Consider the following 23,861-nt stretch of genomic DNA (forward strand, 5'->3'; position numbering starts at 1 on the left):
GGCGATTGGATATGTCGCTGAACCATTGGCTGACAGCCGCCGTCCACTTTTTGCCAAAGCCATGGCAGCCGACAGAGGATCCAAGCCCCCGTGATGCCAGACTTCCTGAAGCAAGATTCCCTGAAGCCAGAACCCCTGACGCAGGATCCCCTGACGCAGGATCCCGGGATGCGGGAGCCGGTTCTGGCGCCGATCGAAAGCCCCCTCCTGGCGCAAAGCTGCGGCCCTTCGATCCGCCATGGCTTCTTCACGCGCAAGGGCGGCGTCTCCTCCGGCCTCTATTCCAGCCTCAATGTCGGCCTTGGCTCCAATGACCGGCGCGAGGATGTGCTGGAGAACCGCCGCCGCGTCGCAGCCTATTTCCTTCAGCCGCCGGAGAGGCTGGCGACCGTTCATCAGGTGCATTCCAGCGATGTTGTCACGCTTGACGGCTCCTATGCCGGCGAGCGGCCGAATGCCGACGCCCTCGTGACGCGCCAGGCAGGCCTCGTTCTCGGTGTCCTCGCGGCCGATTGCGGGCCGATCCTGTTTGCCGATCCGAAGAACAAGGTGATCGGCGCGGCCCATGCGGGCTGGAAGGGCGCGCTCTTCGGCATTGCCGACAATACGATCGCGGCCATGATCGCGCTTGGCGCCGAAAGGGAGCATATCCACGCCTGCCTCGGCCCCTCGATCAGCGGCAGGAGCTATGAGGTCGGTCCGGAATTCGTCGAGCGTTTTCTGGCTGAGGATCCGGCCTATCGCGCCTTCTTCACCCCGTCGTCGAGAGAGCGGCACGCTCTGTTCGATCTGCCGGGCCTGACGACGATGCGGCTGAAGGCGGCCGGCATCTGCGCGGAAAACCTGGACATCGATACCTATCCGGACGGAGACAGGTTCTTTTCCTATCGCCGCACCACCCATCTGGGCGAAGCCGATTACGGTCGCCAGATTTCAGCCATTGCGATCATGGAGGCGTAACATGGCCCTGCACTTCGAGAGGAGCGAATATTCCGAGCGGCTGGAGCGCCTGAAAGAGGCGATGCGCGCGGAAAAGCTCGATGCCATGCTGCTGTTTGCGCAGGAGAGCATGTATTGGCTGACGGGCTACGACACGTTCGGCTACTGCTTCTTCCAATGCCTCGTTGTCAAGGCGGATGGCGAGATGGCGCTTCTGACGCGATCGGCCGATCTGCGCCAGGCGCGACACACGTCCATCCTCGACAGGATCATCGTCTGGGTCGACCGGGTGAATGCCGATCCGACCACCGACCTGAAGAACCTTCTGAGCGAGATGGACCTGCTCGGCGCGCGGCTCGGCATCGAATACGACACGCATGGCATGACCGGGCGGGTGGCCCGGCTCCTGGACGACCAGCTTTCCTCCTTCTGCCAGTCGACGGATGCCTCTTTGCTGATCAGCCGTCTGCGGCTGCGCAAGAGCAAGGCCGAGCTCGCTTATGTGACGCAGGCGGCAAAACTGGCCGATGATGCGCTGGATGCGGCCCTGCCGCTGATCACCGCCGGCGGCAGCGAGGCCGATATTCTCGCGGCCATGCAGGGCGCGGTTTTTTCCGGCGGCGGCGATTACCCCGCCAACGAGTTCATCATCGGCTCCGGACCGGATGCCCTGCTCTGCCGCTACAAAGCGGGTCGACGCAACCTTGACGCACAGGATCAGCTGACGCTCGAATGGGCAGGCGTCAGCGCCCATTACCACGCAGCCATGATGCGCACGATCATCATCGGCGAGGCCTCCACGCGCCATCGCGAGCTCTACAATGCCTGCCGCGAAACCATTCTGGCCATCGAGGGCGTCCTGAAGCCCGGCCGGACCTTCGGCGACGTCTTCGACACCCATGCCCGCATCATCGACGAGCGGGGCCTGACCCGCCACCGGCTGAACGCCTGCGGCTATTCGCTGGGCGCGCGTTTCTCGCCCTCCTGGATGGAGCACCAGATGTTCCATGCCGGCAATCCGCAGGAGATCGAGCCGGATATGTCGCTCTTCGTGCATATGATCATCATGGATTCCGACAGCGGCGCCGCCATGTCGCTCGGCCAGACCTACCTGACCACCGAGGATGCGCCGCTCAGCCTCTCGCGTCATGGTCTCGAACTCATCACACGGTGACCGCAACCGGTTGACAGCGGGAAAAGCCCGACCGTAATCTTGACGGGACGGGCGCGGGGAAAAGGACGGTCGAATGCACTGGACGGGACGGGCGCTGTTCACCTGCATGATACTTTCTGCCCTTTCCGGCTGCAACACGACCGATGCGCTGACGCCGCAGGTCGATGTCGGCGGCGGCCTGTTTCCCTCTGCCGGCAATTCCTCGCCTGTCTCGCAGGATGAGGCGGCAAGGCTTGCGGCGCGGCCGGACATGCCCTCTGTCACATCCTCGGACTATCCCGCGGCACCGCGAGCGGTCGCCCGGGGGCCCGAACGCCGGGCAGCGCAAGACTTTTCGCGTGGCCCATCTGCAGGCGAAGCTAAGGCTCTCGACGAGCCGACCGATACCGAAGGCCCGTCGGCCATCACCTCCGCGCCGCTCGCAGCGCCGGCCAACTCCGCCCCAGACAATCCTGCCCCAGACAATCCCGCGCCAGCCAATCCTGCGTCAGCCAATCCTGCGTCAGCCAATCCTGAGTCAGAAAGTTCCGCCTCCGTGGCCATGTCCGCCAGCAGCCTGCGCTTCCTGCCGATCATCGGCGCGCCGGTGCAGGCGGTCACGCCGCTGTCGCGGCAGCTCGGCGCCTCCGCCCGCGCCAGCGGGTTGACGATCAAGTCGTCGAGCGACAACAGCAGCGAGCACATCCTGAAAGGCTATCTCTCCGCCTTCGACAGCGAGGGAAAGGTGACCGTCGTCTATGTCTGGGACGTGCTGGATGCCAATGGCGGGCGCCTGCATCGCATCCAGGGCCAGGAGAGCGTGCCGGCCGGCAACGGCGAGCCCTGGGCGGCCGTGCCTCCGGCCACCATGCAGATCATCGGCCAGAAGACCATCGGCAATTATGTCGAGTGGCTTCAGGCGCAGCGCAGGTGATGATCTGCCTCCGCCGGCGGGCTTTGCCGGCATCGTTTCGCCGGCGCGGGCGGTGTCGGCGCACTTGCGCATCCACAAAAAATGTCGCGGCGCCCACGAGAGTTCTTGCATTCGGGTGCAGCCTCGGTAAAAGGCCCGCATCCAGCGTAAAAACAGGCGGGCCCCAATGAAGGTTTTCGCAGGGAATTCGAACCGGCATTTGGCCGACGCGATCTGTTCCTATCTTAATGTTCCGGTCGGAAAAGCCAGCGTCAGACGGTTCGCAGACCAGGAGATCTTCGTCGAGATCCAGGAAAATGTGCGTGGCGAGGATGTCTTCGTCGTGCAGTCGACCTCCTTCCCCGCCAATGACCATCTGATGGAACTGCTGATCATGATCGACGCCTTCCGCCGCTCGTCGGCCAGGCGCATCACGGCGGTGCTTCCCTATTTCGGCTATGCACGCCAGGACCGCAAGGCCGGGCCGCGCACCCCCATTTCGGCCAAGCTGGTTGCCAATCTGATCACCGAAGCCGGCGCCGATCGCGTGCTGACGCTTGACCTGCATGCCGGCCAGATCCAGGGCTTCTTCGATATTCCGACCGACAATCTCTATGCCGTTCCGATCCTTGCCCGCGACGTGAAGGATCATTACGACCTGAAGAATGTCATGGTCGTCTCGCCCGATGTCGGCGGCGTGGTGCGTGCCCGGTCGCTCGCCAAGCGCCTCGACTGCCAGCTCGCCATTGTCGACAAGCGCCGCGAGAGAGCCGGCGAGTCCGAGGTCATGAACGTCATCGGCGACGTGACCGGTAAGGATTGCCTGCTGATCGACGATATCGTCGATTCCGGCGGCACGCTCTGCAATGCGGCCGAAGCCCTGCTGAAGAACGGCGCAACCAGCGTCACCGCCTATATCACGCACGGTGTTCTCTCCGGCGGCGCCGTGGCGCGCATCACCTCGTCCAAGCTGCGCGAACTGGTGATCACCGATTCCATCCAGCCGACCACCGCCGTCCAGTCGGCCCAGAACATCCGTGTCGTATCCACCGCCGCCCTTCTCGGCGAGGCGATCAACCGCACGGCGCTGGAAGAATCCGTCTCCAGCCTCTTCGACTGAGGCTGGCGCGGCACAGGGCCCCGGTGCTTTGTTTGGTGCTTGGCTTGATGCTGGGCGATGAACCTGCCCACGGGGCAAGGTCGGGACTACCATGACGCGAAAAACCGCGGCCATGGTCCGGATAGTTAATCAGATTTAAAGTCTCATTTGATTCTAATACCTTCAGGTTTGGAGGGAATTAGAATGTCTTCGAGTTCAAATAGGCTGGTACGGTCCGTCTCGACTGTCCGGGCGAAAGTGGCTGCGCTCGTTTTGGGCGCAACGCTTGTTTCGTGCCTTTCGGTCGGCGTCGTCAGTTATCAGATCGGCAAAGCAGGTCTTATCGATGCCAGCGAGATGCGTTTGGCATCGATCGCCGCTACACAGTCGGACGGGCTGGAACGGTTTTCCGCCCGTATCGATCAGAGCCTGGCGGAATTGTCGCAAAACACGGCCATCGGCGATGCGGCAGACGCCGTCGTCAACTATCTGAAGATCGAACGGCCGCAGATCCTCGCCGCCTTCCAGGACACGGCCAAGACGCCGGAGCAGCGCGCCGCCTTCGACGGCAATGGCACCAAGCTGCTGTATGGCGTCCAGCATGCCGGCATCCACGGCACGCTGTCCAGCGCATGGCGCAACAGCGGTGTGAGCGACATCTATGTCGTCGATAAATCCGGCATCATCATCTACAGCGTCACCAAGGGTCCGGAATTTGCCAGCAATGTTGCAGATCCGGGCAATGAAAGCCTGAAGACCATGGTCGACCAGATCATGGCCGGCCCAACCGACAAGACCTATTCGTCCGGCTTCGTGTCCTTTTCCTCCGAAGACAGCAAGACATCCGCCTTTGTGGGCCGGGCACTTGCCGTGAGCAAATGGGGCAATGTCGAGGTGAAGGGCGCGATCCTCTTCCGCGTCGCGCCGGCCAAGCTTGCGCCGGTCGTCATCCCTGACGCAGCCAATAGCGATGCCGCCTATCTCATCGCTGCCGACGGCACGGTTCGCGCCGGCACCACCGCCGCGGCCGGCGTGCCGCAGGACCTGCTTGCCCTGGCCAAGGCGCCGCAGACCGGTGCCAATTTTGCAACCTCCGGCGACAGCCGCCTCTTCTACTCCTATGTGCCGGTCAGCCTGTTCGGTCAGCAGAACCTTCTGGCGATCGGCCAGGAAGAAGCGAAGGTTCTGGCTCCGGCCAACGAGCTTGCCTTCTGGGCAACCCTTGCCACGATCGCCATCCTGCTCGGCATGGGGCTTGTCGGACTGCTCGTCTCCGCCTCCCTCACCCGTCCGCTGACGGTGCTGGCCAATCTGATGAACCGCCTGAACGACGGCGACAAGAGCATCGAGATCACCTCCGCCAACCGCAAGGACGAGATCGGCACGATGGCGCGCGCGCTCGTCTCCTTCCGCAACAATGCCCTGGAGAAGGAGCGGATGGAGGTCGCCTCGCGCGAACGCGACGAGCAGCTCGACCTGGAACGGCAGGACCGCGAAGCTGAGAAGGCGCGCACGGCGCAGGAGCTCGAACAGGCGATCTCCGCTCTGGCCGGCGCGTTGAAGCGGCTCTCGCGCGGGGAATTGAACATCGCGATCGACCGACCCTTTGCCGGCTCGCTCGACCAGCTGCGTGTCGATTTCAACGATTCCGTCGAGCAGCTGGAAGCCACCATGCGCTCCCTGACGACCAGCATCGACACGATCCGCGCCGGATCGAGCGATCTGCGCGGCGCATCGGAAAATCTGGCACATCGCACCGAGCGCCAGGCGGCGTCGCTGGAAGAGGCCGCCGCCGCGCTTGCCGAGATGAGCGGCGCCGTGACGGAGACGCTGCAGCAATGCGACATGGCGGTCGATGTGGCTGCAAGTGCCCTGACCAGCGCCCAGTCATCCACCACAGTGGTTCAGGATGCCATTGTCGCGATGCAGCGGCTGGAGGACTCCTCGGCCAAGATCCGGCAGATCATCGATGTGATCGACCAGATCGCCTTCCAGACCAATCTCTTGGCGCTGAATGCCGGCGTCGAGGCGGCGCGTGCCGGTGAAGCCGGCAAAGGCTTTGCGGTCGTTGCCCAGGAAGTGCGGGAGCTGGCGCAGAAATCCGCCGGGGCCGCGCGCGACATCAATGCGCTGATCGCCACCTCCGCCGCCGACGTAGAGAACGGCGTGACCCTGGTCTTGAAGACCGGCGACAGCCTGACGATGATCCAGAGAAGCATCAGCTCGATCAACGAGACGATCGGCGTCATCGCCGGCTCTTCTCGCGAACAGTCCGGCCGCCTGCGCGAGATCAGCGCCTCGGTGAACGAACTTGATCAGATGACGCAGCAGAACGCCGCCATGGTGGAAGAGACCACGGCTGCCGTCTTCTCGCTCTCGCATGAGACGGACGAGCTGGGTGCGCGCATTTCGCACTTCACCCTGTCGCCGGACCATCGCCGCCTGCACGCCGCCTGACGGATCGTCCGGCAGACTGCTCGATCAAGCTTTTCACGCCCGCGTCGGTTCACCGCCGCGGGCGTTTTCATGCGTGACGTGAGGGCGAATGCCGGGCGCAAATCCGGGCGCAATTCCGGGCGCAATTCCGGGCGGCCGGGCCTGGATCGTCCGGCAGGGCAGGCGCCTGTGCCTGCGGCGCCTGTGCCTGCGTCTCCTGGGGTGAACGGAAGCCTTGTCAGGCCACGCGGCGCGGCTGCGCGTCGGCATTGAGCGGCAGCGCGTCTGAAACGAGCGGCAGCGCGTCTGAAACGAGCGGCAGCGCGTCTGCATCGAAAAGCGGAGCATCAAGATTGAGATCTTCGGCCGGGTTGACGAGCGCCATGATATCGCCGATCGGCACGGGGCGGCCGTAGAGAAAGCCCTGGACCTGCGAGCACCCTTCCCGCTTGAGGAAATCCAGGTGCTGCTCTGTCTCCACACCCTCCGCCAGCACCGGAATATTGAGGCTCTGCGCCAGGATCAGCGTGGAGCGGACGATTGCCGCGCTCTGCGCGTCGCGGTCCACCTTGTCGATGAAGGAGCGGTCGATCTTGATCTTGTCGAAGGGGAAGCGCATCAGCGTCGAAAGCGAGGAATAGCCGGTGCCGTAATCATCCATGGCGATCTTCACACCGAGCTCCTTGAGCTGGTTGATGATCAGCAGGGCGCGGTTCTGGTCGTCGATAATGCCGGATTCGGTGATTTCCAGCTCAAGCCGATCCGCCGCAAGCCCGGTCTCCTGCAGGATCTGGCGCACCTTCGCAGGCAAGGTCAGATCGGCCAGTTGCTGGGTCGCGACATTGATGGCGACGCCGTAGGGCTGGGCCCAGGATGCGGCCTGCCGGCAGGCCTGGCGCAGCACCCATTCGCCGATTTCGATGATCAGGCCGGTCCGCTCCGCGATGGGAATGAAGTCCGAGGGCGGCACCCTGCCCCGCTGCGGATGGTTCCACCGCAGCAGAACCTCAAAGCCGACAACGGCGCCGGACTGGGTGTCGTTCTGGACCTGGTAGAACAGTTCCAGCTGCTTGAGGATCAGGGCATTCCGCAGATCCATGGCCAGCGCATTGCGTTCGCGCACTGCCTGGTCCATCGAGGGGTCATAAAAGCAGACGCGGTTCGGCCCGCTGGCCTTGGCGCGATACATGGCGACATCCGCCTGCGCCAGGACCTCCTCCAGCGGCATATCGGGCTCGCGCTGGACGGAAATGCCGACGCTCGACGACACGCAGAAAATATGGCCTTCCCATTCGACCGGCCGGGAGATCTCCGCCAGCAGCCGGTTCGCGAGCGCTGTCGCATCGAACCGCCCGTGATAGCGGCGGGTGACGGCCACGAACTCATCGCCCCCCACCCTTGCCAGGAACTCATCATTCACCAGCACCGCCGCCAGGCGTGTGCCGAGCGTCTGGAGAACGGCATCGCCGGCAGAATGTCCGTGGACGTCGTTGATCTCCTTGAAGCGGTTCAAGTCGAAGGAGAGCAGCGCAATCTTGCCCGGCAGCCGGCTGGCCCGCTCCTGCAGGCTGTTGAGCTCCTCCTGGAAACCGGATCGGTTGGGCAGGCCCGTCAAGGCATCATGCAGCGACAGGTGGCGATAGCGCGCGACCGCCGCCATGGTGTTTTTCGCATCCAGGAGATAGGTCGAGGCGGCAAGGCCGAGCAGCATCACCATGACGGTCAGGACCGACAGGCCAAGTATAGCGGAGGACAACATGCCGGCCACCGGCTCGGCCACCGGCAAAAGCACGGCGCGCACCCCTGTCATGCCCGTGAAATGGGTGAGGACGATGCCGAAGATCAGCGCAAGCGCTCCGCCATATTTGCAGAAGCGGGTCAGTGGATGAACGATGCGATTGACCGCGATCGCGCCGAAGATACCGCCGAGCAGGACGGATGCGACCACATAGCGCTCGTCCCAGACGATACTGCCGGAAATACGATAGGCCGCCATGCCGGTATAATGCATGGCCGAAATGCCGAGGCCCAGAACGGCCCCGCCCGCCTCGGCAAGGAGGCTGCGGCCGGCGACGGCGGCAATGGCCAGTCCGGCGGTCGATGCCCCGATCGCGATCAGCAGCGAAAGCAGGGTCCGGCCGGGCTCATAGGCCGCAGCGCCCGCTCCGGTATAACCGAGCATGGCAATGAAATGCGTCGTCCAGATCGCACAGCCCCCCACAAAGCCCGCCAAGCCTGTCCAGACAAGCCTCTCCATGGCCTGGGCATGCAGGGCACGCGCAAACAGCCGCATGGTGAGATAGGAGCCCAGCACGCATAGGATGGCGGCCGCTCCCACATAGAGAGGGTCGTGCTCGGTGAACAGGCAGGTGAAAATCGAGAGCATGATCTGACCACGGATTTTATCTTTGCAGTTCCTCTTAATGAGCAAAGCTGTATGAATGCTTGGGAGACATGGTAAATCCGCGATAACGGCCGGCACAGCCAGCAATTGCCTTGCATGGCAGGGTCATATGGTCTATGGAGCCCCCGTCCGCGCAGACACCCTTGGAGGCAACGCGGATGAAGCGCATCGGACGATGTCCTTCCAATTCCCGGAGGCTCAGGCCTCTGGCGAATTCTCCAAATAACCTCGAAAGGAATAGCCATGAGCCACGCATCTTACGAGCTCAAGGCCGAGGCGCGCGAACGGGTCGGTAAGGGGTCCTCCCGTGAACTTCGCCGCAACGGTTTCATTCCCGCTGTCATCTATGGTGACAAGCAGGCCCCCATTTCCATCGCTCTGTCCACCAATGAGGTGACGAAGCGCATTCATGCCGGCGGTTTCATGACCACGGTTGCGACGATCGACTATGACGGCGGCAAGATCTCCGTCCTGCCGAAGGACTACCAGCTGGATCCGGTGCGCGATTTCGTCATGCATGTCGATTTCCTGCGCGTTTCCGCCGACAGCCAGGTCACCGTCGAAGTCCCGGTCCACTTCATCAATGAAGACAAGTCCGGCATCAAGATCGGCGGCGTGCTCAACATCGTTCGCCACCAGGTCGAAATGACCTGCCCGGCCAATGATATTCCGGAATTCATCACGGTTGATCTCGACGGCTTCAAGATCGGCGACAGCATCCACATCTCGGCCGTCAAGCTGCCGAAGGGCGCTGCTCCGACGATCACCGACCGTGACTTCACGATCGCCACGATCGTTGCTCCGGCTGCAGGCATTGCCGAAGAAGAAGAACAGGCGTCCGAATAAGGCGCGCCACACGGCCTGCCACACGGCCTGCCACGCGGGCTGGTTGCCAAAGCGCGGCTTTCCGCCAGGGGAGCCGCAATCGCAACCTGAACCGCGTGTTAGCAGAGTTCTGAAGAACCCGCCCGGGCAACCGCGGCGGGTTTTACGTTTTGGTGATCAGCATAGAAGAAAACCCGTCGGACGGCAGCATTCCCTAGCACAACTCACATTTGTTGCTTCTGCAGTTTAGCAATGTTTAATCAATGAGTGGAACCATGGCGGCAGTTCCACAGGAGGGAGACCAGCCCTTCCCGAGCACAATGTCCAAGAGGCTTTAAATGACTCGTTCGGTCGAGAGTCGTTTCATCGCGATCATTTCAGCAGCGCTGCTCATCGTAGTTGCGCCCCTCTTCACGCTGTTTTTGGCCCTGTCTTCGAAGCAGGCCGCCGAAAGCCTGCATGATCATGTCGATATCCTGGTCACGGCCAATGCCCAGGCGCTGGCCAAGCCGCTCTGGGAGCTGGATGTCGACAGCGTCCGGCAGATCACCGGAACGCTCCTGAACGAAAAAGGCATTCAGGTGGTGCAGGTCACCGATAGCCTCGGCAAGCTGGACGTCATCGAAAGCCGCGTGCGCGACGCCTCCGCATCGCTGGAGCCCTTGAGCCGGCCGGTGATCTATCGCAGCAATGACGGGCAGAGGACGGTGGGAACGCTGGTCGTCCGCTACGAGACAGTGGGCCTCTTCTCCGCGCTGACAAGCATGGAGACCGCCTTCATCTCGATCTTCGTGATCGCCATCCTGACCGTTGTCGGTGCCGCCATCCTCGGCAACCGGACCATGGTCATCCGGCCGCTGATGCGGCTGACGGCGGCGATCGAGGCGACGCGACGGCTCGGCTCCCGACACCATGTCGACTGGCGCTCGACCGATGAAATGGGCCGTCTCGCCCAGAGCTTCAACGAAATGCAGATCCAGCTGGAACGCGAGGAGCGCGAACTGAAGCGGGCGCACCAGCAGACCACGGAAATCTACAATCTGACCCCGGCAATGCTGTTTTCGCTGGATGACGACGACCTGATCTGGGCAGTCAGCGATTACTGGCTGCTTGCCACCGGCTATGCGCGCACCGACGTGCTGCGGCGTCCCTTTGCCGATCTGGTCGTGCCGGAGGACCGTCAGGCCTTTGCCGAGCGCAAGCGCCAGCCCCGGACCGAGGCCGGCGTCTGCGAGGTAACGCTGCGATTCCAGTGCGCCGACGGCCATTGCATGGATGTGCTGATCCTCGAGACCGGGCTGAAATCCACCGGCGACGGACTTCCCGCCTCGCTCAGCGTCATGACCGATGTGACCGAACTCAAGCAGTCGGAAATGCGCAACCACCGCCAGGCGATTTCCGACCATCTGACCGGCCTGCTCAACCGCCAGGGTTTCGAGGCCGTGCTGGACCAGAAGATCGCCGAGGCCGACCGCAAGCAGAGCGAAGTGGCCTGCCTCTTCGTCGATCTCGACCGCTTCAAGACGATCAACGATACGCTTGGACATGCGGCGGGCGACAGCGTGCTGCGCCAGTTCGTCGACCGCATCCGCCCGCTATTGCGCGTCAGCGACGCGGCGGCGCGGCTTGGCGGCGATGAATTCGCGATCCTGGTGACCGAAGACGATGCCACGCATCGGGCCGGCGAGCTCGCCCAGAAGATTGTCGACCTTCTGGATACGCCGTTCCGGACCGATACCACCAGCGTCAGGCTCAGCGCCAGCATCGGCCTTGCCTTCTATCCAAGCCATGCGGAAAGCGCCAGCGAGCTTCTGCAGCGCTCCGACATGGCCATGTATGCCCGCAAGCGGGACGGCAAGAATGGCGCTAATATCTACGACACCTCGATTGCCGAGCGGGCCCGCGAGCGCGCAGAGATCGAGAGCGATATCGAGGTGGCGCTGGCAGCCAACTGGTTCGAGGCGCATTTCCAGCCGATCGTCGACGCGCCAAGCCGTCGGATCGTCGGTTTCGAGGCGCTGATGCGCATGCGCCATCCCCGCAAGGGCCTAGTGTCGCCGGCCGCCATCATCGATGTGGCCGAGGAAACCGGCACGATCGGCCAGATCGGCAGCGTGATCCTGGAAGATGCTCTGGCCAATCTTTCGCAGCTCTCCACCTTGCCCGGCATGGATCAGGCCTATGTCGCGGTCAACTTCTCCCCCCTGCAGTTCGAACCGGGCCTGCCGACGCGCCTGGTGGCGCTGACCGCCCGCTACAATATCCAGCCGCATCGCCTGGTGATCGAGATCACCGAAGCCGTGCTCATGCACGACAATCCGGAAATCCGCACCATTCTGGAAACCTTGCACGGTTTCGGCTTCCGCATCGCTTTGGACGATTTCGGAACGGGCTATTCCTCGCTCAGCTATCTCAGCCGCTTCCCGGTCGATATCGTCAAGATCGACCAGTCCTTCGTGCGCCGGATCGGTTCGGATGCCAAGGATGTCGAGCAGAAGAACCGCATGCTCATCGAGGGCATCAGCGCCATCTCGCACAAGATGAACTGTATCGTGGTGGCCGAGGGCGTGGAGACCGAAGATCAGTACAGGATCCTGAAGGATATCGGCATAGATTGCGCGCAGGGCTACCTCTTCTCCAAGCCGCGCGCCATCCACGAGATCATCGCCGGCGGACCCGTCACCGCCCTGGCCGTCGGCGCGTGACACGCATCATACCGCGATCCGCCGCCGCCCTCTGCGGATCACAGGATTCGTGATCGGACGCCGGCGGAGCATCGATATTTCCTTTGCCAAACAGGCTTTCCTCGCGTCATACTGGCACAATCAGCCGGGCGGGGGGAATTGCAATCAGAAGAACCGGAAGCCGGACGAAGCGGAGCCGGACGCAGGGGCCGAAAGTCGAAGCCTCTCCATCACTGCGACGAGCGGCGCCATGCGTGACATGGCGAAGTGACGCGCAGCTTCGGGCCCGATCGGCCGCTTCGCCCCTTTCAGACCGGCATGGGTCGAGAGAGCCGCGGCGTGCCACGAGCTGGGGACGAACCGCCGGTCAGCCCGATGCTTCGAACGGGGTTTCGGGATCGGCCATTCATCATTGAGCCGGTGCGGCAGGCCGTCCCCGCAAGGTCGATCTCCTCACCGCGACAGACAGATGGGAGGAGGACAGCATGCGCATTGTTCTGACCTTGAGTCTCGTGCTCCTCGCATCCTTTGCGCAGGCAGCGGACCTTCGCTTTGCGACCGAACCCTACCCACCCTACGGTTTTATCGGCGACGACGGACAGCCCAAGGGTTCGGCCGTGGAACAGGTCCGCGCCATCATGGAGAGCCTGGCACAGCCGCCGTCCTATTCGATCGAGATCATTCCCTGGGCCCGGGCGCTCGCTCTGACAGAGGAGGTGCCGAACCATTGCGCCTTCCTGGCGGCGCGCACCAGCGAGCGCGAGCAGCGTTTCCGCTGGGTCACGCCGCTCTCCGTCGACATCAATCACCTCGTCGCCCGCACCGATCGGAACATATCGGCCAGGAGCCTTGAAGAGGCGCGCGATCTCGCCGTGGGAGCGCAGCGGGACGATTATACGGTCGGACTTCTGCAGGCCCAGAATTTCCGCAATCTCGACCTGAGTGCCAGTTTCGACCTCACGCTCAGCAAGCTGCTCAGTGGCCGGATCGACGCCATGCCCATGGTCCAGACCGTTCTGGAAAAGCAGATGGCGGCGGGCGTGCCGATCCGCTCGATCGCCGTCCTCTCCCGCCAGCAGCTGGGGATCGCCTGCAACCGGCAGGTCCCCGAGGCGATGATCGAGAAGATGCAGGCGGCGCTGGATCGCCTGAGGATTTCAGGCGAGCAGGATCGCATCCGCCGCCAATACGGCCTCCCGCCCCTCCCCTGATCCAGTACCGAATATTTCGAAAGTCTCTGCTGCCGGCCATCCTCGATCATCCGCGCTGGAAACCCTGATCGATCCCGCCGCACCCGGGTCCCTTTATCGGCGTCTGGCATCGGCATCTGGCGTCGGCCCCTTCAGAGCAGTGCTTGACATTGCGGGAGTTTCGCGGTGGAAGGCGATCAGGCGGCAGAAGGAATGATTAGATGCTTATTATTGCGGGCCTCGGCAATCCGGGCGCCAAATTTGCCGGCAATCGTCACAATATCGGTTTCATGGCGGTGGATGCCATCCAGCGCCGACCCGGCTTTTCGGCTTGGTCGAAGAAGTTCAAGGCGGAGATTTCCGAAGGCGAGCTCGCGGGCGAAAAAGTGCTCCTGATGAAGCCGCAGACCTTCATGAACCTGTCCGGCGAAGCGGTGGGCGAGGCCATGCGCTTCTACAAGCTTGGGGCCCAGAACATTGTCGCCATTTATGACGAGCTGGATCTTGCACCGGCAAAGGCGCGCATCAAGCTCGGCGGCGGCCACGGCGGCCATAACGGCGTCAAATCGCTGGACGCCCATTGCGGAAGGGATTATCGGCGGCTCAGGCTCGGCATCGGCCATCCGGGCGCCAAGGAACTGGTGCACAATTACGTGCTTGGCGATTTCGCCAAGGTTGACCGCGATTGGCTGGACCCGCTCTTGGATGCGATCGCCGACAATGCCGACATGCTGGTGAAGAACGAGGACAGCCAGCTGATGAACAAGCTGGCTCTCGCGGTCGGGTCCAGGGCAGACGACGAGGCGACAAAACCCGCCAAGCCAGCCAAGGCAGCGAAGGATCCGAAACCGGCCGGCCAGTCGCATATCCGCCAGGCCCGCAATGTCAACCAGCCGAAGAAGCTGCCGGAAAGCGGACCTATGGCAGAGATGCTGAAACGGATGTTCTCGAAGAAGAGCGAGGATTGAACGGCGTGGAGACAGAGGTAGAGATACGCCCGGCTGCCGCCGACTGCTACAAGGTCATGCTCATGACGGGGCGCGGCAGCGCCAAGGTTCACCGCTTTTACGAAAGCTGCGGCTTCATACAGAACAAGACCGGGTTTCAGATCCGCAATGACTGAGGCTGGATGGCCAGCCGCGCCTATTCCTCGGGCTCGGCGGTGAACATCAGCGGAAATTCCGCTTCCTTGGCAAGGTCCATAGCCTCCTTGACCTTGGTCTCGGCAACGTCCTTGGTACAGACCACGACCACGCAGGATCCCATGCGATGGGCGGTGATCATCACCTTCTGGCTTGCCTCCGCCCCCATGCGGAACACGACCTTCAGCACCAGCACGACGAATTCGCGCGGCGTATAATCGTCGTTGTGCAGCAGGACCTTGTAAAGGCGCGGACGCTCCACCTTCGGTTTTGTCGCCGTCTTGCGGGCGAGATCGACCTGATTTGCCATGAGCCAAATGATTCCCTGGACATACGAGCGCCGCCCTTTGACAGAGGCTGCGCGGGCCGCGGATGGGCCGACTTGAAAAAACCGTGCCAGTCTCCCCATAATATAGGGACAGGCCTTGCTGCCGCAATGGCGCGGGCGCTCTATTCGGCATCGGACCCTGATCCGACCCTTGACCGTCTGGCAGCTTTCCCCCATAGCCACAGCAACACGCAAAACACAAGGACGGGTGAACCCTTATGGGCTTCAAATGCGGTATCGTCGGGCTGCCGAATGTCGGCAAGTCGACCCTCTTCAACGCGCTGACCAAGACGGCCGCAGCGCAGGCAGCCAATTACCCCTTCTGCACCATCGAACCGAATACCGGTGAAGTGGCGGTGCCGGATCCACGCATGCAGCAATTGGCGGCCATTGCCGGCTCCAAGGAAATCATCCCGACGCGCATTTCCTTCGTCGATATTGCCGGTCTCGTGCGCGGCGCGTCCAAGGGCGAAGGCCTGGGCAACAAATTCCTCGCCAATATCCGCGAAGTGGATGCCGTGGTGCATGTGCTGCGCTGCTTCGAGGATGACGACATCACCCATGTCGAGGGACGTATCAATCCGGTCGGCGATGCCGAGACGATCGAGACCGAGCTGATGCTCGCCGATCTGGAAAGCCTGGAGCGCCGCGTCGAGCAGACCCGCAAGCGCGCGACCGGCAAGGACAAGGATTCGCTGGCCCAGCTGCCGATCATGGAATCCGTGGTGAAGCTCCTCAACGACGGCAAGCCGGCGCGCCTGCTGCTCAAGTCGCTGTCGGGAGAAGAGGTCGAAATCCTGAAGGGTCTGAACCTGCTGACCTCCCATCCGGTCCTCTATGTCTGCAACGTGGCGGAAAGCGATGCGCTGAGCGGCAATGCGCATACCAAAGCCGTCGCCGCCATGGCCGAGGCGCAGGGTGCGGAATGCGTTATCATTTCCGCGGCGATCGAAGCGGAAGTGGCCCAGCTTCCCGAGGACGAGGCTCAGGAATTCCTTTCCGCCCTCGGTCTGGAAGAGGCCGGCCTCGACCGCCTCATCCGTGCCGGCTACCATCTCCTGGACCTGATCACCTATTTCACGGTGGGACCGAAGGAAACGCGTGCCTGGACGATCCGGCGCGGCACCAAGGCGCCGCAGGCCGCTGGCGTCATTCACACCGATTTCGAACGGGGCTTCATCCGCGCCTTCACCATCTCCTTTGACGACTACATTGCCTATAAGGGCGAGGTAGGCGCAAAGGAAGCCGGCAAGGGTCGCGACGAAGGCAAGGAATATGTCGTCCAGGATGGCGATGTGATCCACTTCCGCTTCAACACCTGAGCGGCCGCACGCATCCTTGCACTGTCTTCAGGCTGCCGTCCCTCACTGGAGGGGCGGCAGTTTTGCTTTGAGGCCCTGCGGAAAACTGCCAACGATCACGCGCCGCAGAGGCTGCCAGCCGATACCGACCGTCAGCACGATGACGCCAACGGTGATCAGCGCCAGGAAGATGATATTGTCCATCTCGATCCGGCTATTGCGCAGCAGCGTCGTCACGGTGACGATCAGCGTCAGCAGGCCGGACGTGACGAAAGCGCGCCGGTCGATGACGACGCCGATCAGCATCAGCAGGGCCACGAGCAGGATGACGGCCGGCGTGGAGACATCGCTCATCTGGCTGTCAAGCGTCCCCAGCGTGCCGAAGCGCGCCAGGAACAGGGCGGCAAGCCCCGCATAGAGCAGCGCCGGCGCCGCCGCGAGGTGCAGCCAGAAGGCGACGTCGGAACGCCGGCTCACCCGCGCCGGGTCGGAGAGATCATAGGTCATGGCCACGGCAAAGAGGCCGAGCGCCGCACCGATCCCCAGAAGCAGGACGGCATGCGGATGATCGATCAGGATATCCGGCGATCTCAGCCCGGCCTCCAGCAAAGCGATCAGAAGGACGAACACGACCGCGAAGAAGGACAGGATGACGCAGGCAAGCGCCACCGGGATCCGATAGCGCCAGTAGAAAGCCAGCATGATCAGCGGGAAACTCAGGAATTCGAGTGCGAAAGAGAGGTAACCGCCGGTCGGCACGCCGAGGGCATCGACGATCATCCGGCACAGGAAGGCGGTCCAGATCGCCATGGCGAGGGTCAGCGCCACGGCCGGCAGGGCCAGCCGCTGCCGGCGCACCAGGATCTCCGCCAGAAGGATGATGACCGGCAGCAAGCCGATGATCGCCCCCAGCCCGCCGACGCCGACCAGCAGCACCGTCAGACCGAGCGTGATCAGCACATCATGAAAGCCGCGGATAAAACGCGGCCGCTCGGTTTCGACGATCGGAGCCGGCGACGGCGCGTCGGGTTCGGCGCCCGGCATTTGAGACAGAACGGGAAGTGCCGCACGCAGATGCGCCTCCAGGGCAGCGAGCTTGCCCTCCTCGACAAGGCCCTTGGCCACGGCTCCGTCCAATGCGCTGCGCAAACCCGCCATCTTTGTCCCTCTTCTACCCATCCCGGCCAGCCGCCGGGGACTGGCGCGAGACTATGGGCAGCCGCGCATGCACACAACTTGAATTCGCGCCTGTCCGGCCAGGGTCGTGAGACGGTCTGTTTCGCCTTCGGCGCCCGCCAGCCGGATCCCTTCAGGGACAGGCGCTGCGGAAATCCCGTCAGTGTCAGGAAGCCGTGGCTTCCCATTGCCGATCTTTGCTATAAGACGGAAACGGCAGGCCGCGGGGAAGGAATAGGATCGAATGCAGGCAGACGACAAACTCCATTTCGAAGACTTCACCGTCGACCGCCAGTTTCCGCTGGGACCGAAAACCGTCTCCGCCGCCGAGATCATCGAATTTGCGACGGAATTCGATCCGCAGCCGATGCATTTGTCCGAGGAGGCCGGCAAGGCCAGCATATTGGGCGGGCTTGCCGCCTCCGGCTGGCACACTTCCTCCATGCTGATGCGGATGATCATCGATTCCTACATCCTCAATTCCTCCTGCCAGGGCGCGCCCGGCATCGACCTGATGGAGTGGAAGAAACCGGTTCTGGCCGGCGACACCCTGGCCGGCACTGCGACCGTGCTGGAGGCGCGGCCGTTGAAATCGCGCCCCGGCCTTGGCCTCGTGCGCATGCGCACGGAGTTGAAGAACCAGCGCGACCAGAGCATATGCGTGGCCGATCAGGTCATCATGTTCGGCATGCGGCAAAGCACGGAGACGCAATCATGAAACTGGCGGAGCTCAACCCGATCGGCACCCGCGTCGAGACCGGCACGCTGCTCTTCACGGCAGACGACATCATCCGCTTCGCCACCAAGTTCGACCCGCAACCCTTCCACCTGGATGCGGAGGCGGCGAAATCCTATGTTTTCGGCGGGCTTTGCGCCTCCGGCTGGCATACCTGCGCGGGCTGGATGAAGATGTTCCTCGCCCATTGGAAGGAAGAACATCTGCGCCTGGTGAAACAGGGCATAGAGCCCCCCCGGCTCGGCCCCTCCCCCGGCTTCAAGAACCTGAAATGGATCCGTCCTGTCTATGCCGATGACAGCGTGACCTACTTCGTGACCCTGACGGATACGCGCGAACTCGCCTCCCGGCCGGGCACCTGGCTGAACTCGACTTTCAACGAAGGCGTCAACCAGAAGGGCGAAACGGTTCTCCGGTTCGACAGCAGCGTGCTGGAATTCACGTGAACGGGGGACGCTGTCCGCTCAACGCGTGGCGACCACTGCCACGCCGGCGCCGATCATAGTGGCACCGCATCCCCGGTTCAGCCGGCGCACAGAACGGGCATCACGCAGCAGACCTCGGGCGCGTCCGGCCAGAAGAACGTGACCGCCAATCACCACGACCTCAACCAGCAGGATCACCGCCGCAAGGCTGGCTGCCAGGTGCCAGGACAAGTCAGGGCCCACAATATTGGGCAATAGCGCGATATAGAAGAGCGGCATTTTCGGGTTACCGAGATTGAGCACGACGCCGGCGAGAAAGCCGCGCTTCAAATCGCCGGCATCCGCCATCGGACGCGCCTCGGGAACCACCGCAGGTCCGCTCCACATACGCACCCCCATCCATATGAGATAGGCCGCACCCGCATAACGCAGCACAGTCATGCCGGCACCCATTCCGGAGGCGAATGCTGACAGGCCCAAGACCGCCAGAAACAGGAAGATGAGTATGCCGGTCACGGTGCCCAAACCGTAGGCGAGACCCGAAGCCGCACCATTGTGCAGCGTGCGCGCCAGGATCGTCATATTGTCCGGGCCGGGACTGGCAGCGAACACGAAAAACGCTGCGGCAAAGGCAATGAGCGTGTGAAGATCCAGCATCGTCGCTCTCCAGTTCACCAGAGAGCCTAAGCCCGCCGGCGCCCTGCCACAATACGCGAAAAATAAGGGGTCAATGCCCTTCGAAGGCGACCAGCGTGCGCACTTCCACGCCGAGGGCTTCCAGCCTCTTTCTGCCGCCAAGATCCGGCAGGTCGATGACGAAACAGGCCGACACAACCTCCGCGCCGATCTTGCGCAGGAGCTTCACCGCCCCTTCCGCCGTGCCGCCCGTGGCGATCAGGTCGTCGCACAGAATAACCTTTTCCCCCGGTCTGACCGCATCGACATGCATCTCGATCTCGTCCACCCCATATTCCAGACTATAGGCGACCCGCACCGTGGCATGCGGCAATTTCCCCTTCTTGCGGATGGGAACGAAGCCGGCGGAAAGCTGATGCGCCATGGCACCGCCGAGAATGAAGCCCCGCGCCTCGATGCCCGCGACCTGATGAACGGACAGCGACTGATAGGGCCGGACCAGCTCATCCACCGCCTGGCGGAAGGCCTTGGCATCGCCAAGCAGCGTGGTGATATCGCGAAAAATGATGCCGGGCTTTGGGTAATCGGGAATGGCGCGGATGGAGGCGGCCAGCCTATGCTCGACAGACGTCATTGTCGTTTGAGTCCTCATTTGGGGGGTTAGCCGCGATGGATACACCTTGCGCCGCGACACGATTAAGCCATGGGCTCCAGGCATTGTGACTGCTGGAATCTGCCACTACGATCGATTATCATCAAGCGTAATTGGAGGTCTCAGATGCAGCATGTTCGCTTAACGGATCAGGTCATCTGGTTCAAGCATGTCGAGGGCTCGACGCTGCTGGAACGCTTGAAATCCTTACCCCCCGGCGAGGAGATCAACCTCGAGGTTAACGGTGTCGTCGGGCGCTGGAAACGCATGAGCATCGGCTCGGACGGGCGCCCGACGGACGGGATCAAGCCGAGCGGCTCAATGCGCGCAATCTGGAGCGAATGGTACAGCATGAGGCGCGGAGACCGGCTCCCCGTGCGAGAAGTTCTGGACGAAACCGGCAGAGGCCTCTCACTGAAATCGCTCTTTCCAGAATGGTCGAGCGCTGAGGACGAGGCCGCGTTTCGTGATCTGTGATCGCTACGACACCGCCGTCGTACCGTTTCCCTTTGCGGAACAACCCGTTCTCAAGCGACGGCCTGTCGTCGTTCTGTCAGGACGGAGCTTCAATCAAAGCAATGATGCCACCATCGTCGCAATGATCACCACTGCCAAGGCAACGGTCTGGCCGAGCGATATTCTCATCCAAGACCTGCAATCCGCCAGCCTGAACGCGGCTTGCGTCATACGCTGGCGCATGGCCACGATCCCCAACGACCTCATTCTTCAGCGGCTGGGTACATTGGCAGGTCGCGACAGGCAAGCCTGCGAACGAGAACTCGCGGCCATTCTGGTATAAAAAAAGGCGGCCCGGAAGCCGCCTTCATAACCGTCGCCCGCGCCGGGCTCAATGTTCCTTGCGCGCGTAGACCGATTTCTTCGTCAGATAGATCAGGATGGTGAAGATCGCCAGGAAGACCATGACCATGAAGCCGGTGCGCTTGCGGTCTTCCAGATGCGGTTCCGCCGCCCACATCAGGAAGGCGGAGACATCCTTGGAATACTGGTCCAGCGTCTCGGGCGAGCCGTCCTCATAGGTCACCTGACCGTCGGAGAGCGGTGGCGCCATGGCAAGTGCGGCAGCCGCGGCGAAATACGGGTTGTAATGGGTTCCCGGAGCGACTTCGACGCCTGCCGGCGGTTCCTGATAGCCGGTCAGGAGCGAGTAGATGTAATCCGGCCCGCCTTCCTGATACTGCGTGAAGATGTCGAAGACGAAGAGCGGGAAGCCGCGGGTCACGCCGCGCGCCTTGGCGATCAGCGAGAAGTCCGGCGGCGCCGCTCCGCCATTGGCCGCCGCGGCGGCCTGGGTGTTCGGGAAAGGCGACGGGAAGTGATCCGAAGGCACGGCCTTGCGGGTGAACATTTCGCCGTCGTCATTCGGGCCGTCCTGCACCTCGTAATTGGCGGCGAAGGCCTTTACCTGCGCTTCCGAATAGCCGAGCCCCTCCAGCGTGCGGAAGGAGACGAGGTTCATCGAATGGCAGGCCGAACAGACTTCGGTATAGACCTTCAGGCCCCGCTGCAGCTGGCCCTTGTCGTAGTGACCGAAGGGACCCGCAAAGCTCCAATCGAGATTGTGCGGCTTGTGGATCGGGTAATGCGGCGTGCCGCCTTCGGCATGCGCCTCTTCTTCGGCAGCCTGGACGCCGGTCGCCAAGGCGCCGAACATGGCCAGACACAGGAGGCTCTTTACAAGCTTGTTCATCGTTTATTCCTCTCCGGCTTCTGGCTCAGGCGCGCATGTCGGCGGTGACATTGCCATTCTTGGCAAGCACGGCCTCCGTGATCGAGTTGGGGATGCGCCTCGGCGTTTCGATCAGCCCAAGGAGAGGCATCAGAACGATGAAGAAGCCGAAGTAATAAGCCGTGCCGATCTGCGACATGATGACATAGATGCCTTCTGCCGGCATGGCGCCAAGCCAGCCGAGCATGATCGAATTGGCCACGAAGATCCAGAAGAACAGCTTGTACCAGGGACGGTAGACGGCGGACCGGACTTTCGACGTATCGAGCCAGGGCAGGAAGAAGAGGACGATGATGGCGCCGAACATCACGAGCACGCCGCCGAGCTTGGAATCGATCGGACCGACATTGAAGGTGATGGCGCGCAGCATGGCGTAGAATGGCAGGAAGTACCATTCCGGAACGATATGCGCCGGGGTCTTCAGCGGATCCGCCATGATGTAGTTGTCGGGATGGCCGAGGAAGTTCGGCATGTAGAAGATGAACCAGGCATAGCCGATCAGGAAGACCGAAATGCCGAAGGCATCCTTCAGCGTCGCATAGGGCGTGAAGGGAACCGTATCGGTCTTGGTCTTCACCTCGATGCCGGTCGGGTTCGTCTGGCCGGTCACGTGCAGCGCCCAGATGTGCAGGATCACGACGCCCGCGATCATGAAGGGCAGCAGGTAATGCAGCGAGAAGAAGCGGTTGAGCGTCGGCTGATCCACGGCAAAGCCGCCCAGCAGGAACTGCTGGATCCACTCGCCCACCAGAGGAAAGGCGGTGAAGAAGCCGGTGATGACGGTGGCGCCCCAGAAGGACATCTGGCCCCAGGGCAGAACATAGCCCATGAAGGCGGTCGCCATCATCAGAAGGAAGATCACCACGCCGAGGATCCAGAGGATTTCGCGCGGCGCCTTGTAGGAACCGTAATAGAGACCGCGGGCAATGTGCAGATAGACGGCGATGAAGAAGAAGGACGCGCCGTTGGCATGCATGTAGCGCAAGAGCCAGCCATTATTGACGTCGCGCATGATCTTTTCGACGGAGTTGAAGGCGACCGTCGTCTCGGCCGAATAATGCATGGCCAGCACCACGCCGGTCAGGATCTGCACCACCAGCATGACCATCAGCATGGCGCCGAAGGTGTAAGCATAGTTCAGGTTGCGCGGAACCGGATAGGCGACGAAGCTGTCATACATCATGCGCGGCAGGGGAAGCCGCGCATCGACCCACTTTTCCAAGCCCGTGGAAGGCTGATAACTTGAATGCCCACTCATTGATTAGTCCCCTCAGCCGATCCGGATCACGGTATCGCTTGCGAATGTAAAGGTCGGGATCGCCAGATTCTGCGGCGCCGGGCCTTTGCGAATACGGCCCGCCGTATCGTAGTGCGAGCCATGGCAGGGACAGAACCACCCGCCGAAGTCCCCCGATTGGCCAAGCGGCACGCAGCCCAGATGCGTGCAGGAGCCGATCATCACGATCCAGTTCTCCTTGCCTTCGCCGGCGGAGCGATCGATGTCGGTCGCCTGCGCGTCGGCGGCAATATTGGCGTTGCGCGCCACCGGATCCTTCAGATCGTCCAGCGTCACGGCCTTCGCCTCTTCCACTTCCTTCTCCGTCCGATTGCGGATGAAAACCGGCTTGCCGCGCCATTTCACCGTCAGCGACATGCCCGGCTCAAGGCTGGTCACGTCGACTTCGATCGAAGCAAGCGCAAGCGTGGAGGCATCCGGCCGCATCTGGTCGATGAAAGGCCAGGCAACGGCGGCGGCCCCCACCGCACCCGCCATGCCGGTCGTCAGGTAAAGGAAATCGCGGCGAGTGGGCTCGCCCGCGGTTCCGCTCGTCGTGTCGTGCTCGCTCACGTCAAACCATCCTCTGCACAGAAATGTGATGATATCGCATTGCCCCTCGCCCATGTCGAAGCCGGATTTTGACAAAAATCGGCCTCACTTCTCCCAAGCGAATTTTTTAAGCGTCGCTCAACAAGAAGTCTAGCCTCCCACACGCCCTCCGGTCACATTGTCGCGGGGGGCAAGGGGTGGAAGCCCTGCATATGCCAAGATTTTTTGTGTTTGCCTTACGCTGGAT

The 23,861-nt window shown here is 62.4% G+C and carries 22 protein-coding genes and 1 pseudogene; 15 read left to right on the forward strand and 8 right to left on the reverse strand.

Annotated features, from left to right (window positions below; translation table 11 throughout):
* Positions 1–168 precede the first annotated feature (168 nt).
* The 5 genes from pgeF (at position 169) to QTJ18_RS15925 (ending at position 6,561) form a co-directional block, all read left to right on the forward strand.
* Positions 169–960 (forward strand): peptidoglycan editing factor PgeF, encoded by a 792-nt coding sequence (pgeF, locus tag QTJ18_RS15905; protein WP_252751155.1) that lies wholly within the window; start codon positions 169–171, stop codon positions 958–960.
* Between the two features lies 1 nt (position 961).
* Complete coding sequence (locus QTJ18_RS15910; protein WP_252751156.1) at positions 962–2,113, forward strand: M24 family metallopeptidase; 1,152 nt, start codon at positions 962–964, stop codon at positions 2,111–2,113.
* Positions 2,114–2,186: 73 nt separating this feature from the next.
* Positions 2,187–3,026, forward strand: coding sequence for a hypothetical protein (locus QTJ18_RS15915; protein WP_252751157.1), 840 nt, complete (start codon positions 2,187–2,189; stop codon positions 3,024–3,026).
* 166 nt (positions 3,027–3,192) lie between these two features.
* Positions 3,193–4,125: a ribose-phosphate pyrophosphokinase gene (locus QTJ18_RS15920; RefSeq protein WP_252751158.1), complete on the forward strand. Its 933-nt coding sequence runs from the start codon at positions 3,193–3,195 to the stop codon at positions 4,123–4,125.
* Positions 4,126–4,308: 183 nt separating this feature from the next.
* Positions 4,309–6,561: a methyl-accepting chemotaxis protein gene (locus QTJ18_RS15925; protein ID WP_252751159.1), complete on the forward strand. Its 2,253-nt coding sequence runs from the start codon at positions 4,309–4,311 to the stop codon at positions 6,559–6,561.
* Between the two features lie 217 nt (positions 6,562–6,778).
* Here QTJ18_RS15925 and QTJ18_RS15930 read toward each other — a convergent pair whose 3' ends face one another.
* Positions 6,779–8,926: a putative bifunctional diguanylate cyclase/phosphodiesterase gene (locus QTJ18_RS15930; protein ID WP_252751160.1), complete on the reverse strand. Its 2,148-nt coding sequence runs from the start codon at positions 8,924–8,926 to the stop codon at positions 6,779–6,781.
* A 261-nt stretch (positions 8,927–9,187) separates the two neighbouring features.
* Here QTJ18_RS15930 and QTJ18_RS15935 point away from each other — a divergent pair, with 261 nt between their 5' ends.
* The 5 genes and pseudogenes from QTJ18_RS15935 to QTJ18_RS15955 all read left to right on the forward strand — a co-directional run.
* The gene (locus QTJ18_RS15935) at positions 9,188–9,790 is read left to right on the forward strand and encodes a 50S ribosomal protein L25/general stress protein Ctc (RefSeq protein ID WP_252751161.1); all 603 of its coding nucleotides are present in this window, start codon (positions 9,188–9,190) and stop codon (positions 9,788–9,790) included.
* A gap of 317 nt (positions 9,791–10,107) precedes the next feature.
* Positions 10,108–12,474, forward strand: coding sequence for an EAL domain-containing protein (locus QTJ18_RS15940; RefSeq protein ID WP_252751162.1), 2,367 nt, complete (start codon positions 10,108–10,110; stop codon positions 12,472–12,474).
* 464 nt (positions 12,475–12,938) lie between these two features.
* Entirely contained in the window at positions 12,939–13,664 is a 726-nt protein-coding gene (locus QTJ18_RS15945; protein ID WP_252751163.1) for a substrate-binding periplasmic protein, read from the forward strand.
* A gap of 200 nt (positions 13,665–13,864) precedes the next feature.
* Positions 13,865–14,611, forward strand: coding sequence for an aminoacyl-tRNA hydrolase (pth, locus tag QTJ18_RS15950; RefSeq protein ID WP_252751164.1), 747 nt, complete (start codon positions 13,865–13,867; stop codon positions 14,609–14,611).
* A 35-nt stretch (positions 14,612–14,646) separates the two neighbouring features.
* Positions 14,647–14,766, forward strand: a pseudogene (locus QTJ18_RS15955) (GNAT family N-acetyltransferase); the annotation flags it as partial.
* Positions 14,767–14,786: 20 nt separating this feature from the next.
* On the opposite strand, the gene clpS reads toward QTJ18_RS15955, so the two are convergent.
* On the reverse strand, positions 14,787–15,095 hold the full coding sequence (gene clpS, locus QTJ18_RS15960; protein ID WP_252751165.1) for an ATP-dependent Clp protease adapter ClpS: 309 nt from the start codon (positions 15,093–15,095) through the stop codon (positions 14,787–14,789).
* Between the two features lie 236 nt (positions 15,096–15,331).
* Between clpS and ychF the strand changes: the two genes are divergently transcribed.
* Positions 15,332–16,435 carry a redox-regulated ATPase YchF gene (gene ychF, locus QTJ18_RS15965; RefSeq protein ID WP_252751166.1) on the forward strand — a complete coding sequence of 368 codons (1,104 nt, stop codon included), beginning with the start codon at positions 15,332–15,334 and terminating at the stop codon, positions 16,433–16,435.
* Between the two features lie 42 nt (positions 16,436–16,477).
* Here the strand turns inward: ychF and QTJ18_RS15970 are convergent, their stop codons facing one another.
* Positions 16,478–17,572: a hypothetical protein gene (locus tag QTJ18_RS15970; protein WP_252751167.1), complete on the reverse strand. Its 1,095-nt coding sequence runs from the start codon at positions 17,570–17,572 to the stop codon at positions 16,478–16,480.
* A gap of 262 nt (positions 17,573–17,834) precedes the next feature.
* On the opposite strand from QTJ18_RS15970, the gene QTJ18_RS15975 reads away from it, so the two are divergent.
* Positions 17,835–18,308 (forward strand): MaoC family dehydratase, encoded by a 474-nt coding sequence (locus QTJ18_RS15975; protein ID WP_252751168.1) that lies wholly within the window; start codon positions 17,835–17,837, stop codon positions 18,306–18,308.
* Positions 18,305–18,772 carry a MaoC family dehydratase gene (locus QTJ18_RS15980; RefSeq protein ID WP_252751169.1) on the forward strand — a complete coding sequence of 156 codons (468 nt, stop codon included), beginning with the start codon at positions 18,305–18,307 and terminating at the stop codon, positions 18,770–18,772. The genes QTJ18_RS15975 and QTJ18_RS15980 overlap by 4 nt, the downstream gene beginning before the upstream one ends.
* Positions 18,773–18,790: 18 nt before the next feature.
* Here the strand turns inward: QTJ18_RS15980 and QTJ18_RS15985 are convergent, their stop codons facing one another.
* Complete coding sequence (locus QTJ18_RS15985; RefSeq protein ID WP_252751360.1) at positions 18,791–19,405, reverse strand: LysE family translocator; 615 nt, start codon at positions 19,403–19,405, stop codon at positions 18,791–18,793.
* A gap of 73 nt (positions 19,406–19,478) precedes the next feature.
* Positions 19,479–20,021 (reverse strand): adenine phosphoribosyltransferase, encoded by a 543-nt coding sequence (locus QTJ18_RS15990; RefSeq protein WP_252751170.1) that lies wholly within the window; start codon positions 20,019–20,021, stop codon positions 19,479–19,481.
* A 144-nt stretch (positions 20,022–20,165) separates the two neighbouring features.
* On the opposite strand from QTJ18_RS15990, the gene QTJ18_RS15995 reads away from it, so the two are divergent.
* Together QTJ18_RS15995 and QTJ18_RS16000 are read left to right on the forward strand one after the other, a co-directional pair.
* On the forward strand, positions 20,166–20,516 hold the full coding sequence (locus QTJ18_RS15995) for a hypothetical protein (RefSeq protein ID WP_252751171.1): 351 nt from the start codon (positions 20,166–20,168) through the stop codon (positions 20,514–20,516).
* The gene (locus tag QTJ18_RS16000) at positions 20,506–20,838 is read left to right on the forward strand and encodes a type II toxin-antitoxin system PemK/MazF family toxin (protein WP_252751172.1); all 333 of its coding nucleotides are present in this window, start codon (positions 20,506–20,508) and stop codon (positions 20,836–20,838) included. Before QTJ18_RS15995 ends, QTJ18_RS16000 begins: the two co-directional genes overlap by 11 nt.
* 48 nt (positions 20,839–20,886) lie before the next feature.
* Here QTJ18_RS16000 and QTJ18_RS16005 read toward each other — a convergent pair whose 3' ends face one another.
* Genes QTJ18_RS16005 through petA form a run of 3 tightly spaced genes read right to left on the reverse strand, consistent with a single transcriptional unit; the run spans position 20,887 to position 23,635 of the window.
* A complete protein-coding gene (locus QTJ18_RS16005) occupies positions 20,887–21,747 on the reverse strand; it encodes a cytochrome c1 (RefSeq protein ID WP_252751173.1) in 861 nt (286 codons plus the stop codon).
* A 25-nt stretch (positions 21,748–21,772) separates the two neighbouring features.
* Complete coding sequence (locus QTJ18_RS16010; protein WP_252751174.1) at positions 21,773–23,044, reverse strand: cytochrome b; 1,272 nt, start codon at positions 23,042–23,044, stop codon at positions 21,773–21,775.
* Positions 23,045–23,056: 12 nt separating this feature from the next.
* On the reverse strand, positions 23,057–23,635 hold the full coding sequence (petA, locus tag QTJ18_RS16015; RefSeq protein WP_252751175.1) for a ubiquinol-cytochrome c reductase iron-sulfur subunit: 579 nt from the start codon (positions 23,633–23,635) through the stop codon (positions 23,057–23,059).
* Between the last annotated feature and the right edge of the window lie 226 nt (positions 23,636–23,861).

This window comes from Rhizobium sp. SSA_523, assembly GCF_030435705.1.
Taxonomy (GTDB): Bacteria; Pseudomonadota; Alphaproteobacteria; order Rhizobiales; family Rhizobiaceae; genus Neorhizobium.